Below are 12,194 nucleotides of genomic sequence, written 5' to 3' on the forward strand. Positions count from 1 at the left end.
CGCGGCCGCGGCACGCGTCGAACGGATCTGACAACGGCACTGCCTCGGTGGCGCCACCGCAAGGAGCGACAGGCATGAAAACCGTATTGATCGTCGGCGCATCGCGCGGCCTCGGCCGCGAATTCGTCCGGCAATACCGGCGCGACGGCTGGAACGTGATCGCCACCGCGCGCGACGCGGCGTCGCTCGATGCGCTGCGCGCGCTCGGCGCGCAGCCGCATGCGCTCGACATCGCGCAGCCCGAGCAGATCGCGGCGCTCGGCTGGAAGCTTGACGGCGAGCGGCTCGATGCGGCCGTGCTCGTGTCGGGCGTGTACGGGCCGCGCACCGAGGGCGTCGAGACGATCACCGCCGAGGATTTCGACGCGGTGATGCACACGAACGTGCGCGGGCCGATGCAGTTGCTGCCGATCCTGCTGCCGCTCGTCGAGGACGCGCGCGGCGTGCTGGCCGTCGTGTCGAGCCGGATGGGCAGCATCGCCGAGGCGACCGGCACGACCGGCTGGCTGTACCGCGCGAGCAAGGCCGCGCTGAACGACGCGCTGCGCATCGCGTCGCTGCAGACGCGCCATGCCGCGTGCATTTCGCTGCATCCCGGCTGGGTGCGCACCGACATGGGCGGCGCGCAGGCCGCGATCGACCCGGAAACGAGCGTGACCGGCATGCGTCGCGTGATCGCCGAATCGGGTTCCGACGTGTCCCAGGCGAACGGCCGGTTCTTCCAGTACGACGGCGTCGAGCTGAGCTGGTGAGCGGCATCGGCAACCGATCGTTGTTAATTCACATTTCGCATGATTTTGAACCGACCTGACGCGTGCCCGTGCGGCGGCGCGTCTCCCGCGCCCGCCGGCAAAGCCCCGGCGCCGCGCTACGCGGCCTGCTGCGGCCGTTTCATCGACGGCGGCGAGGCCGCCGCGACCGCACTCGAATTGATGCGTTCGCGGTACAGCGCGTACGTGCTCGGCGCGACCGATTACCTGCGCGCGACGTGGGCCGCGCGCACCTGCCCGCCCGATCTCGACGCCGCCCCTGAAGCACCGGACGCGCCGCGCTGGCTCGGCCTCGCGGTCAAACGCCACGTGCCGCTCGACGAGCGGCACGCGGAGGTCGAATTCGTGGCGCGCTACAAGGTTGGCGGGCGCGCTTACCGGCTCCACGAGACGAGCCGTTTCGAGCGCGACGAGCACGGTTTCTGGCGCTATGTCGACGGCGAAGTAAGTGAACGCTGACAAATAGTTGCCATGTCAGACGCCGGGTAATTCCCGCATTGCACAACCTGATTTTGTCGGGCTACGATGGCCTCGAATTGGTCATGTTGCGTGGCAGGGCTTACGGATGGCGTTCAGCAAGGTATTGGTGGGATGGATGGCGGCCTGTGCGCTGTCGGCCGCTCAGGCCGGTACGCTGCCGGGCGCCGCTACGGGGGCGGGCGCCAGCGGATCGCTCGCGCACGCCGAGCGCTTCGACTACGCCGACGCGAACCTGCCGCAGGTCGCCGCCGACCTCAACGAACAGATCCTGCGCATTCCGGCCGATGCTTCGGGCGCCGTCACGCTCGAGGCGACGCTCTTCAAGCCGAACGGCCCCGGCCCGTTCCCGCTCGTCGTCTTCAACCACGGTAAAAATACCGGCGATCTCCATCTGCAGCCGCGCAGCCGGCCGCTCGCGTTCGCGCGCGAATTCGTGCGGCGCGGCTATGCGGTGATCGCGCCGAATCGCCAGGGCTTCGCCGGTTCGGACGGCACGTACCGGCAGGAAGGCTGCAACGTCGGCAAGAACGGGCTCGCGCAGGCCGCCGACGTCGACGCGACGGTGCGCTACATGTCGCGCCAGCCGTACGTCGATGCGTCGCGCATCGTCGTCGCCGGCACGTCGCATGGCGGGCTCGTGTCGGTCGCATACGGCACCGAAGCGGCAGCCGGCGTGCGCGGCATCATCAACTTCTCCGGCGGGCTGCGCCAGGACCTGTGCGACGGCTGGCAGCGCAACCTCGTCGACGCGTTCGACCAGTACGGCGCGCATACGGCCGTGCGGTCGCTGTGGCTGTACGGCGACAACGATTCGGTATGGACGCCCGCGCTCGTCGCGCAGATGCACGATGCGTACGTGTCGCACGGCACGCAAGCCCGCTTCATCGATTTCGGCCGCTACAAGGACGACGCGCACCGGCTGATCGTCGATCGCGACGGCGTGCCCGTGTGGTGGCCGGCCGTGAACGCATTCCTCGCCGAACTGAACCTGCCGACCGCGGTGCGCTATGCGGTCGCGAACCCCCATGAGCCGAAGGCCAGCGGCTATGCGTCGATCGATGCGGTCAACGCGGTGCCGTACGTCGACGAAGCCGGCCGCGAAGGCTATCGCCGCTTCCTGAACCAGCATCCGAGCCGCGCGTTCGCGGTGTCGTCGGAAGGCGCGTGGTCGTGGGCCGAAGGCGGCGACGACCCGATGGCGCTCGCGCTCGACAACTGCGCGAAGCAAGGCGCGGGCGCGTGCCGGCTGTACGCGGTCAACGACCGCGTCGTGTGGAACGCGAGCCCGACCCAGACGGCCGACAACGGCGACGATCACATCCGCGACACCGATACGCGCGCGCTGGCTTCGCGCTGACGCGCGGCTGTCGTTCTTCCCGCCTCGCACGCCCAGTCCTTTCAAGGTCATCGCGGCACGCCCCCGCCTGCTCGTCAAATCGAGCACTCACCGCGTAATGCTCGTTTTTACGCGCAATCGGCTTGAATTCGAGCTGGCATGATCTATCATGATCGTTATTTCGATCATAATCGACTTAACGATCGATTTTACGAGCATGAAGGTCAATCAAGCTGCGGCCGCCAGCCCCACCGTTCTCGCGGAAGCCGCGCGTGTCGGAAAAGCGCTCGCCCGTCTGCGCATCTCGCGGCGCATCCAGCAGAGCGAGGCGGCCACCCGGGCCGGGCTTTCACGCAATACCGCCTATCGCATCGAGAAAGGCGATCCTGGCGTCGCGCTGGGACAGTGGCTGCGGTATCTCGACGCGATTGCACCGGAAACGACCCTGCTGGAACTGCTCTCCGGAACAGACCCGTCGCTCAAGGCACAGGCGGCCCGCGAACGCAGTCGACGCGTACGATCTCTCACGGACAACGAACTCAAGGATCTTGATTTCTGATGGTCGCCGTCGTCAAAAGACTCGCCGTGTTTGCCTATCTCGACGATGACTGGGCACCCGCGGGCCTGCTTCAAATGACCGAAGACGGTGCGGATCTACAGGCATCGAGCTTCGCGTACGGGTTGCGCTATATCGATCGGCCCAACGCCATCGAAATCGACCCGGTGAGCCTGAGTCTGGCGAGAAAGAACGAGACACGCGGCAAGATGAACTTCCCGGCGGGCGGGTTGACGCAGTTCGGCGGGATTCGCGACGCCGCGCCCGATGCATGGGGACGGCGTGTCATCGAAGCCAAACTCAAAGTCCGGGCCAACACACTGCCCGAATCCACCTATCTCCTCCACGCGGGCAGTCAGCGGATTGGTGCGCTCGATATCCGGGCGAATCTGGACACCCCTCCAGGCCCGCAAGCCGGCAAGGGCCTGCACAGGCTCGAATATCTGATCGATTCGGCAGCGCGCATCGAGGAAGGCGAGCCCGTGCCGGCCGAACTCGAAGCCATCTTCGTACAGGGCAGCGGTCTCGGCGGCGCCCGGCCAAAGGCTACGGTGCGGGACGAAAACGGCGTGCTTTGGCTGGCCAAATTCCCGAGTCGTAGCGACCGGCTGAACGTGACGGTCATCGAAGAGGCCACGCTTCGTCTTGCGGCCCGGTGCGGCATTCGGGTCCCACCTACCCGCATCGTCGACGTCGGCGGCCGACAAGTCATGTTGATCCGCCGATTCGACCGGTACTGGACTCACCCCGAATTCGACGCCCTTCGAGGGGACGACGCGCTCTATCTGCCTCCCCGTGCCGGGGCAACCGAGCGAAGAGTGCCCTTCGCGAGCGCATTGACGCTGGTCGGCTGTTCCGAGATGGAATCGATGGAGAAAAGTTATCAGGACGTGGCTCACGCGATCCGGCAGCACGGGCACGTGGACGCAATTCGAGCCGACAACCGGGAACTGTTCAAGCGGATGGTCTTTAACATCCTCGTGAGCAACGACGATGACCATTTGCGCAACCACGGATTCATTCGCGACCCGCGTCTCCCCGGCTGGCGTCTCAGCCCGTTATACGACGTTCTGCCCCGGCCGAGCAGTGCACACGAGCGCTATCTCCACCTCGGCATCGGCCCGCAGGGGCGGCTCGCCACCCTGGATAACGCGTTCAATGCCCGGGATGCATTCGGCCTTTCGAAATCGGACGCCGGACTCGCGATTGCTGAAGTCTGGCAACCGACACGCGAATGGAAGACGTGTTTCGAAGAGCATGGCGTGCCTGACAAGGAAGTCGACAAGATTGCGCCGGCGTTCCGTCACATCGACCACGTGGCCGACGCGGCACTTCGCAAAGCATTGCCCTGAACCTGCCCGCTCGATTTCGCTCAGTGGTCCGGCATTGCACCACCCGGTCGATCGACCCTGCGCGCAGCAAGTTCGCCCCTTGTCGCCGCCAACACCGCACCATCATCCTTCCCCATATTTCGCTGCCCGGCCGCCCCGCCCCGCGATTTTTTTCTGTCGGGCGGTGTCACTCGACCGTCGTCATCTGCGTGCATTTCGGCCGATCCGCCGCGTTCCGTTCCGAGCACCTCCGAACTGCGCCGAACTCCCGCCCAGCAAGGCTGTGCGGCGTTTGTAACCGCTAGTGCAACGTCCGGCGGAACACGCTAATCTCTGCGCGTTTCGTATCCCGCCGCGCGGCGCCCGTCGATACCGCGCGGCCGTTTTACCCCCGGAGTCGCCTTGAGTACGCCAGCCACCGACGACTGGGTCGCGCGCAGCCTGCGCGCGGTCTGGCACCCCTGCACCCAGATGAAGCATCACGAGCGCCTGCCGCTCGTCCCCGTCGCGCGCGGCGCGGGCGTGTGGCTGGTCGACCGTGACGGCCGCCGCTACTTCGACGCGATCAGCTCGTGGTGGGTCAACCTGTTCGGCCATGCGAACCCGGACATCAACGCGGCGCTGAAGGACCAGCTCGACACGCTCGAGCACGCGATGCTCGCCGGCTGCACGCACGAACCGGCGATCGAGCTCGCCGAACGGCTGCACGCGCTGACCGCCCGCACGCTCGGCCATGCGTTCTTCGCGTCGGACGGCGCGTCGGCCGTCGAGATCGCGCTGAAGATGAGCTTCCACGCGTGGCGCAACCGCGGCCGCGCGAACAAGCAGGAATTCGTCTGCGTCGCGAACAGCTATCACGGCGAGACGATCGGCGCGCTCGGCGTGACCGACGTCGCGCTGTTCAAGGATGCGTACGACCCACTGATCCGCCACGCTCACGTGGTCGCGTCGCCCGATGCGCGCGGCGCGCTGCCGGGCGAGACGGCCGCCGACGTCGCGGGCCGCGCGCTCGCGGACGTGCGGCGCCTGTTCGTCGAACGCGGCGACCGGATCGCCGCGCTGATCGTCGAGCCGCTCGTGCAGTGCGCGGCCGGCATGGCCATGCACGATCCGTCGTACGTGCGCGGGCTGCGCGCACTGTGCGACGAATTCGGCGTGCACCTGATCGCCGACGAGATCGCGGTGGGCTGCGGCCGCACGGGCACCTTCTTCGCGTGCGAACAGGCGGGCGTCTGGCCCGATTTCATGTGCCTGTCGAAAGGGATCAGCGGCGGCTACCTGCCGCTGTCGCTGGTGCTCACGCGCGACGACGTGTTCGCGGCGTTCTACGACGACGACACGACGCGCGGCTTCCTGCACTCGCATTCGTACACGGGCAACCCGCTCGCGTGCCGCGCGGCGCTCGCGACGCTCGACCTGTTCGCGCGCGACGACGTGCTCGCGAGCAACGCCCGCAAATCGGCGACGCTGCGCGCGGCGCTCGCACCGCTGGGCGCCCATCCGCACGTACGCCACCTGCGCGAGCGCGGCACGCTGTTCGCGTTCGACGTCGCGCTCGACGGCGACGCGGCGCGTGGCTTCTCGCGGCGCTTCTTCGAGCGCGCGCTCGAACGTGAACTGCTGCTGCGCCCGATCGGCACGACCGTGTACCTGATGCCGCCGTACGTGATGAGCGACGACGACATCGCGTGGCTCGCGCGGCGCACGCGCGACACGCTCGACGCCACGCTGGAGGATCTCGGCCGATGAGCCTGCTCGACACCCTGCAACGCGGCCTCGCCGACCTCGACGCGCAAGGGCTGCGCCGCGTGCGCCGCATCGCCGACACCGCGTGCGACGCGCGCATGACCGTGAACGGCCGCGAGATCGTCGGCTTCGCGAGCAACGACTACCTCGGCCTCGCCGCGCATCCGGCGCTCGTCGCCGCGTTCGCGGAAGGCGCGCAGCGCTACGGCTCCGGCAGCGGCGGCTCGCACCTGCTCGGCGGCCATTCGCGCGCGCACGCCCGGCTCGAGGACGAACTCGCGGGCTTCGCGGGCGGCTTCTCCGACGCGCCGCGCGCGCTGTACTTCAGCACCGGCTACATGGCGAACCTCGCGGCGATGACCGCGCTCGCCGGCAAGGGCGCGACGATCTTCTCCGACGCGCTGAACCATGCGTCGCTGATCGACGGCATGCGGCTGTCGCGCGCGAACGTGCAAGTCTATCCGCACGCCGATACCGCCGCGCTCGCCGCGCTGCTCGACGCATCGGATGCGGAAACGAAGCTGATCGTCAGCGACACCGTGTTCAGCATGGACGGCGACATTGCGCCGCTCGCCGAACTCGTCGCGCTGGCCGAACGCCACGGCGCGTGGCTCGTCGTCGACGATGCGCACGGCTTCGGCGTGCTCGGCCCGCAGGGTCGCGGCGCGCTCGCGGCCGCCGCGCTGCGTTCGCCGCATCTCGTGTACGTCGGCACGCTCGGCAAGGCGGCCGGCGTCGCCGGCGCGTTCGTGATCGCGCACGAAACCGTGATCGAATGGCTGATCCAGCGCGCGCGCAGCTACATCTTCACGACGGCCGCGCCGCCGGCCGTCGCGCACGCGGTATCGGCAAGCCTGAAGGTGATCGCCGGCGACGAAGGCGACGCGCGCCGCGCGCACCTCGCCGCGCTGATCGAACGCACGCGCGCGCTGCTGCGCAACACGCGCTGGCAGCCGGTCGATTCGCACACGGCCGTGCAGCCGCTCGTGATCGGCAGCAACGACGCGACGCTCGCCGCGATGCGCGCGCTCGACGCGCACGGCCTGTGGGTGCCCGCGATCCGGCCGCCGACGGTGCCGGCCGGCACGTCGCGGCTGCGCGTGTCGCTGTCGGCCGCGCATTCGTTCGACGATCTCGCCAGGCTCGAAGCCGCGTTGATCCACGCCAGCGAGGAGGCTGCAGCATGACCGCCCCGCTCTCCGTCTTCGTGACCGGTACCGACACCGAAATCGGCAAGACCTTCGTGTCGGCCGCGATGCTGCACGGCTTCGCGCGGCACGGCCTGCGCGCGGCCGCGCTGAAGCCGGTCGCGGCCGGCGCGTACGAACGCGACGGCGTGTGGCGCAACGAGGACGCCGACCAGCTCGACGCCGCCGCGAACGTCGTGCTGCCGCCCGAGCTGCGCACGCCGTTCCTGCTGAAAGCGCCGGCCGCGCCGCATATCGTCGCCGCGCGCGAAGGCGTGACGCTCGACCTCGACACGATCGTCGCGTGCCATCGCGAAGCGCTGACGCGCGCGGACGTCGTCGTCGTCGAGGGCGTCGGCGGCTTTCGCGTGCCGCTGAACGACACGCAGGACACCGCCGATCTCGCGGTCGCGCTCGGCCTGCCCGTCGTGCTCGTCGTCGGCGTCCGGCTCGGCTGCATCAGCCACGCGCTGCTGACGGCCGATGCGATTCGCCAGCGCGGCCTCACGCTCGCGGGCTGGGTCGCGAACCACGTCGACCCGGCGATGTCGTTCGCCGACGAGAACGTCGCGACGATTGGCGACTGGCTCGCGCGCGAGCACCGCGCGCCGCTGATCGGCCGCATCGCGCACCTGACGCCGGCCGCCCCCGAATCCGCCGCGGCGATGCTCGACATCGCCGCGCTCGTCGAGTCGCTGCGCGCCGCGCGGCCTTGACCCAACCGATCCCCCAATCCCGCCCAGGACAGGAAAAAGAAATGACCCAAGCCCAGACCGCCGCCGTGCAATCCGATGCGATCCCAGTGGCCGCTCCGGCGCCGCAGCGCTGGCGCGTCGCCGACGTCGTCGCGCTGTTCGAGCTGCCGTTCAACGACCTGATGTTCCGCGCGCAGCAGGTGCATCGCGAGCACTTCGACGCGAACGCGGTGCAACTCTCGACGCTGCTGTCGATCAAGACGGGCGGCTGCGAGGAAGATTGCGGCTACTGCTCGCAGTCGTCGCATCACGACACGGGCCTGAAGGCCGAGAAGCTGATGGACGTCGACGCGGTGCTCGACGCCGCGCGCGCGGCGAAGGCGAACGGCGCGAGCCGCTTCTGCATGGGCGCCGCGTGGCGCAACCCGAAGGAGCGCCACATGCCGGCGCTGACCGAGATGGTGCGCGGCGTGAAGGAGCTCGGCCTCGAGACCTGCATGACGCTCGGCATGCTGGAAGACGAGCAGGCCCGGCAGCTTGCCGACGCGGGCCTCGACTACTACAACCACAACCTCGACACGTCGCCGGAGTTCTACGGCCAGGTGATCTCGACGCGCACGTACCAGGACCGCCTCGACACGCTTGACCGCGTGCGCGACGCGGGCATCAACGTGTGCTGCGGCGGCATCATCGGGATGGGCGAGTCGCGCCGCGAACGCGCGGGGCTGATCTCGCAGCTCGCGAATCTGAACCCGTATCCGGAATCGGTGCCGATCAACAACCTCGTCGCGATCGAAGGCACGCCGCTCGAAGGCACCGCGCCGCTCGATCCGTTCGAGTTCGTGCGCACGATCGCGGTCGCGCGCATCACGATGCCGAAGGCCGTCGTGCGCCTGTCGGCCGGCCGCGAGCAGCTCGACGACGCGATGCAGGCGATGTGCTTCCTCGCCGGCGCGAACTCGATGTTCTACGGCGACCAGTTGCTGACGACCAGCAACCCGCAGACGCAGCGCGACCGCGCGCTGTTCGAGCGCCTCGGCATCCGCGCGAGCCAGGCCGACGCGCTGGCGGAACACGCGTAAGCGGTAGCAAGTGGGACGCGTACTGTGCGCAAATGGAGAAGCCGGGCGCGCCCCGGCTTTTTTCATGCTTTGTCAAATTGCGTTACCGATCGCGAGCAGCGACGCAAACTTCGCACTAACATTGCGTCTCCGCTGCGATCGCCGGGTGCAACGAATACCCGTCGCCCGTGCGGGTATCCAGTTACATCCGGGGAAACAGGAATGAAGAAAACAGCACTGACGCTGCTCGCCCTCGTCGCCACGACCGCGCATGCCGCGGCACCGAAATGCTCGACGCAGACGCTGAACGGACACACCAGCGAACTATGCGTGACCAGCGTACCGTTCCAGCATGACTACTACACGCTCAAGGTCGACCGCGCGCTGATCTTCGTCTTGCCGGACGACTATATCGAAGACGTTGCCCTCACGCACACGATCCCGAAGGATGCGGCGATCGAATTCCCGCTGTCGCAGCAAGGCACGCCCACCGTGAAAATCTCCGGCGGCTGCACGCCGGTCAGCGAAACACAGGACGGCCACGCGATCGAAGTCGGTCGACGCTGTTCGTTCAAATGGGGCAACGTCGAAATCCTGAAGGATCTGGCGATTCGTTACGACTGATACACGCCGTCGAGTGCGTCGCGGCGGCATCACACGTGCGACGCCGCGCCGTCGAGCGCCGCGCGCACGCGCTCGACGCGCTGCCCGTCGACGGGTGCCAGCACCTCGCCGCGCGGCCGCACGCCCGAGCCGAAATGCACCGCGCGCACGCCGGTGGCGCGAACGAAATCGCCGACCGCATCGATCGTGAGCCCCGAACCGGCCAGCACCGTGCAGGTCGTGCCTGCCGCCTGCCGCACGAGCCGCGTGATCGTCGCGGCCGCGTCGAGCACCGACGGATGGCCGCCCGACGTCAGCACGGACGTGACGGCCGGCACGCGCAGCAGCGCATCGAACGCGGCGTTCAGGTCGCGCGCGACGTCGAACGCACGGTGGAACGTGAGCGCGCGCCCGTCCGCGGCGGCCGCGACGCGGGCCAGCGCGCCGAGATCGATGTCGCCGCGCGCGTCGAGCGCGCCGAACACGACGCCGTTCGCGCCGGCCGCGACGGCCGCACGCACGTCGCGCTCGATCGCGCGCATGTCGTCGGCGTCATAGACGAACGAGCGGCTGTGCGGACGCACGATCACATTGACGGGAATCGGCACGGCGGCCACGACGGCCTCGATCAGGCCGACGCTGGGCGTCAGCCCGCCCTCGGTGATCGCGGTCACGAGTTCGAGGCGGTCGGCGCCCGCGCGGGCGGCGGTCCTTGCATCGCCGACGGTCGTGGCGATCACTTCGAGGAGGACGGAAGAAGCAGCGGGTCGGTTCATGGCGGCTTGCGAATCGTCAGGACAATTCGCGCATCCTAGCCGAGCCGCGTGACGGACGCCAGCGTGCCGGCGGCCGCGTACTTCCGCCGCGTATTTCAGCCGCGCCGCACGCGCCACACGCCGACGCGCGCGGACACCGCCGTCACCGCCGTGGCGGGCACGAACCTGAACGGCGCGGCCGCTCGCCGCGTGCAAGCCGCACCTCGCTACGCGACTTGCGCGTCCTCGTCGATCCAGTCGATGTCGCCGCACAGCACGCGCTGCGCGTCGCCGACGCGCACGGCCACCGACAGCGTCACGCACGGCTGCGCCTCGTTGATCGACAGGTACGGCCGCGTGACCTGCACGCGCCCCGGTTCGGCGATCGCCGAGCGGAAATACGGCCGGCGCAGCCAGTTCGCGCCCTGCGCGTCGGCCAGCGGCGAAAAGCGTGCCTCGGCCAGCGCGCGATCGGCGCGCAGCACGACGTTGCGGCCCGACTGCCGGCCGTGCGCATCGAGCAGGAAGCAGCGCGCGGCCGCGTCGAGCGCGAGGAAGTTCCAGCACACCTCGTCGAGCGGCTCGCCGGCCTCGAGGCGCTCGGCAGCCCGTTCGAACGCGCGCAGGTACGGTGCGAGCCGCTGCGCGTCGCGCCGCTCGCGCGCTTCGGTCTGCTGACGATAGCGCTCGGTCAGCTCGCCGATGCAGCCGGTCGCGGTCGCGCTGTCGGGCAGCCCCGGCGCCGGGCGGCCGAAGTAGTAGCCCTGCACGAAGTCGGCCTCGCACGACAGCGCGATCTGCGCTTCGTGCTCGGTCTCGATCCCTTCGACGAGCACGAGCTTGCCGGCCTCGTGCAACAGCGTCACGAGCCCGTGCAGGATCGCGGTGAGCCCCGTACGGTGCGCCGCGTGCGACAGCATGATCCGGTCGAGCTTCACGATGTCCGGGTTCAATTGCCAGATCCGCTCGAGATTCGAGTGGCCCGCGCCGAAATCGTCGAGCGCGATCAGGAAGCCGTGCGTGCGGAACTCGCGCACGGCCTCCGCGAGCCGCTCGACGTCGTCCGCGCGCTGTTCGAGCACTTCGAGCACGATGCGCCGCGGCGGCATGCCGAGCCGCTTCAGGTTCGCGAGCAGCGCGGCCGCCTGGAACGGATCGGTGAGCACGCCCGGGTGGACGTTGAGAAACAGCCACTCGCGCTCGGCGCCGAGCAGCGCGAAGTTCTCCAGATGCAGCGCCTGCGCGAGCCGGTCGAGTTGCAGCAGTTCGCCCTGGCGCGCGGCTTCGCCGAACACGTCGAGCGGCGACACGGCGCGGTCGAGCGCATCGTGCGCGCGCAGCAGCGCCTCGTAGCCGACCGCGCGCTGGTGCGACAGGCTGAATATCGGCTGGAACACGGTCGTGAGCGTCAGGTCGCGGTGCTGCGTCGCGAGCCGTTCGAAGCCGGAGCTCATCTCCCGCTCGAACCGGTACGGCGACGCGGCGGCCGGACGCTCCTGTTGCACGATCGTCATGCCTTCCTCCTGGTGGTGCAGTCGAACGCGACGTCCGGCGTCATGGACGACGACCGGGACGGCGCGCGCAATGTCATGGTTGGACCCTCGGTTGCCCGACACGTGCCGGGCGGCTGCCCACCTTCAAGCAAGCTCCGTGCAAGGCGTGCGGAACCCATGC

General features: G+C 68.9%; 12 protein-coding genes. 10 read left to right on the forward strand and 2 right to left on the reverse strand.

Features of this window, described 5'->3' with window-relative positions; genetic code table 11:
• Positions 1 to 74: 74 nt before the first annotated feature.
• The 10 genes from CFB52_RS15310 to CFB52_RS15360 all read left to right on the forward strand — a co-directional run bounded on the left by CFB52_RS15310 (position 75) and on the right by CFB52_RS15360 (position 9,786).
• The gene (locus CFB52_RS15310) at positions 75 to 752 is read left to right on the forward strand and encodes an SDR family oxidoreductase (RefSeq protein WP_059585396.1); all 678 of its coding nucleotides are present in this window, start codon (positions 75 to 77) and stop codon (positions 750 to 752) included.
• Positions 753 to 791: 39 nt separating this feature from the next.
• Positions 792 to 1,229 (forward strand): YchJ family protein, encoded by a 438-nt coding sequence (locus CFB52_RS15315; RefSeq protein WP_099316869.1) that lies wholly within the window; start codon positions 792 to 794, stop codon positions 1,227 to 1,229.
• Between the two features lie 106 nt (positions 1,230 to 1,335).
• Positions 1,336 to 2,607: a dienelactone hydrolase family protein gene (locus CFB52_RS15320; protein ID WP_060966589.1), complete on the forward strand. Its 1,272-nt coding sequence runs from the start codon at positions 1,336 to 1,338 to the stop codon at positions 2,605 to 2,607.
• Positions 2,608 to 2,755: 148 nt separating this feature from the next.
• Positions 2,756 to 3,145 carry a helix-turn-helix domain-containing protein gene (locus CFB52_RS15325; RefSeq protein WP_226094041.1) on the forward strand — a complete coding sequence of 130 codons (390 nt, stop codon included), beginning with the start codon at positions 2,756 to 2,758 and terminating at the stop codon, positions 3,143 to 3,145.
• Complete coding sequence (locus CFB52_RS15330) at positions 3,145 to 4,494, forward strand: type II toxin-antitoxin system HipA family toxin (protein ID WP_099316870.1); 1,350 nt, start codon at positions 3,145 to 3,147, stop codon at positions 4,492 to 4,494. The genes CFB52_RS15325 and CFB52_RS15330 overlap by 1 nt, the downstream gene beginning before the upstream one ends.
• 381 nt (positions 4,495 to 4,875) lie before the next feature.
• Positions 4,876 to 6,222, forward strand: a complete 1,347-nt coding sequence (gene bioA, locus CFB52_RS15340; RefSeq protein ID WP_099316871.1) for an adenosylmethionine--8-amino-7-oxononanoate transaminase — start codon at positions 4,876 to 4,878, stop codon at positions 6,220 to 6,222.
• Positions 6,219 to 7,406: an 8-amino-7-oxononanoate synthase gene (bioF, locus tag CFB52_RS15345; RefSeq protein WP_099316872.1), complete on the forward strand. Its 1,188-nt coding sequence runs from the start codon at positions 6,219 to 6,221 to the stop codon at positions 7,404 to 7,406. Before bioA ends, bioF begins: the two co-directional genes overlap by 4 nt.
• Positions 7,403 to 8,122 carry a dethiobiotin synthase gene (bioD, locus tag CFB52_RS15350; protein WP_059585402.1) on the forward strand — a complete coding sequence of 240 codons (720 nt, stop codon included), beginning with the start codon at positions 7,403 to 7,405 and terminating at the stop codon, positions 8,120 to 8,122. The genes bioF and bioD overlap by 4 nt, the downstream gene beginning before the upstream one ends.
• Before the next feature lie 41 nt (positions 8,123 to 8,163).
• Entirely contained in the window at positions 8,164 to 9,183 is a 1,020-nt protein-coding gene (gene bioB / locus CFB52_RS15355; RefSeq protein WP_099316873.1) for a biotin synthase BioB, read from the forward strand.
• A gap of 201 nt (positions 9,184 to 9,384) precedes the next feature.
• Positions 9,385 to 9,786: a hypothetical protein gene (locus CFB52_RS15360; protein WP_059585404.1), complete on the forward strand. Its 402-nt coding sequence runs from the start codon at positions 9,385 to 9,387 to the stop codon at positions 9,784 to 9,786.
• A gap of 29 nt (positions 9,787 to 9,815) precedes the next feature.
• Here CFB52_RS15360 and CFB52_RS15365 read toward each other — a convergent pair whose 3' ends face one another.
• Together CFB52_RS15365 and CFB52_RS15370 are read right to left on the reverse strand one after the other, a co-directional pair.
• Positions 9,816 to 10,541 carry a copper homeostasis protein CutC gene (locus CFB52_RS15365; RefSeq protein WP_089465189.1) on the reverse strand — a complete coding sequence of 242 codons (726 nt, stop codon included), beginning with the start codon at positions 10,539 to 10,541 and terminating at the stop codon, positions 9,816 to 9,818.
• 206 nt (positions 10,542 to 10,747) lie between these two features.
• On the reverse strand, positions 10,748 to 12,034 hold the full coding sequence (locus CFB52_RS15370) for an EAL domain-containing protein (protein ID WP_059585406.1): 1,287 nt from the start codon (positions 12,032 to 12,034) through the stop codon (positions 10,748 to 10,750).
• Between the last annotated feature and the right edge of the window lie 160 nt (positions 12,035 to 12,194).

The sequence above is a fragment of the Burkholderia sp. AU18528 genome (assembly GCF_002223215.2).
Taxonomy (GTDB): domain Bacteria; phylum Pseudomonadota; class Gammaproteobacteria; order Burkholderiales; family Burkholderiaceae; genus Burkholderia; species Burkholderia semiarida.

Excerpts from the sequence above, each read along its gene's own strand:
- bioD (WP_059585402.1), top strand. The coding sequence starts at position 7,403 with ATGACCGCCCCGCTCTCCGTCTTCGTGACCGGTACCGACACCGAAATC.
- bioB (WP_099316873.1), top strand. The coding sequence starts at position 8,164 with ATGACCCAAGCCCAGACCGCCGCCGTGCAATCCGATGCGATCCCAGTG.
- CFB52_RS15360 (WP_059585404.1), top strand. The coding sequence starts at position 9,385 with ATGAAGAAAACAGCACTGACGCTGCTCGCCCTCGTCGCCACGACCGCG.
- CFB52_RS15325 (WP_226094041.1), top strand. The coding sequence starts at position 2,756 with ATGATCGTTATTTCGATCATAATCGACTTAACGATCGATTTTACGAGC.
- CFB52_RS15370 (WP_059585406.1), bottom strand. The coding sequence starts at position 12,034 with ATGACGATCGTGCAACAGGAGCGTCCGGCCGCCGCGTCGCCGTACCGG.
- CFB52_RS15315 (WP_099316869.1), top strand. The coding sequence starts at position 792 with ATGATTTTGAACCGACCTGACGCGTGCCCGTGCGGCGGCGCGTCTCCC.
- CFB52_RS15365 (WP_089465189.1), bottom strand. The coding sequence starts at position 10,541 with ATGAACCGACCCGCTGCTTCTTCCGTCCTCCTCGAAGTGATCGCCACG.
- CFB52_RS15330 (WP_099316870.1), top strand. The coding sequence starts at position 3,145 with ATGGTCGCCGTCGTCAAAAGACTCGCCGTGTTTGCCTATCTCGACGAT.
- CFB52_RS15320 (WP_060966589.1), top strand. The coding sequence starts at position 1,336 with ATGGCGTTCAGCAAGGTATTGGTGGGATGGATGGCGGCCTGTGCGCTG.
- bioF (WP_099316872.1), top strand. The coding sequence starts at position 6,219 with ATGAGCCTGCTCGACACCCTGCAACGCGGCCTCGCCGACCTCGACGCG.
- CFB52_RS15310 (WP_059585396.1), top strand. The coding sequence starts at position 75 with ATGAAAACCGTATTGATCGTCGGCGCATCGCGCGGCCTCGGCCGCGAA.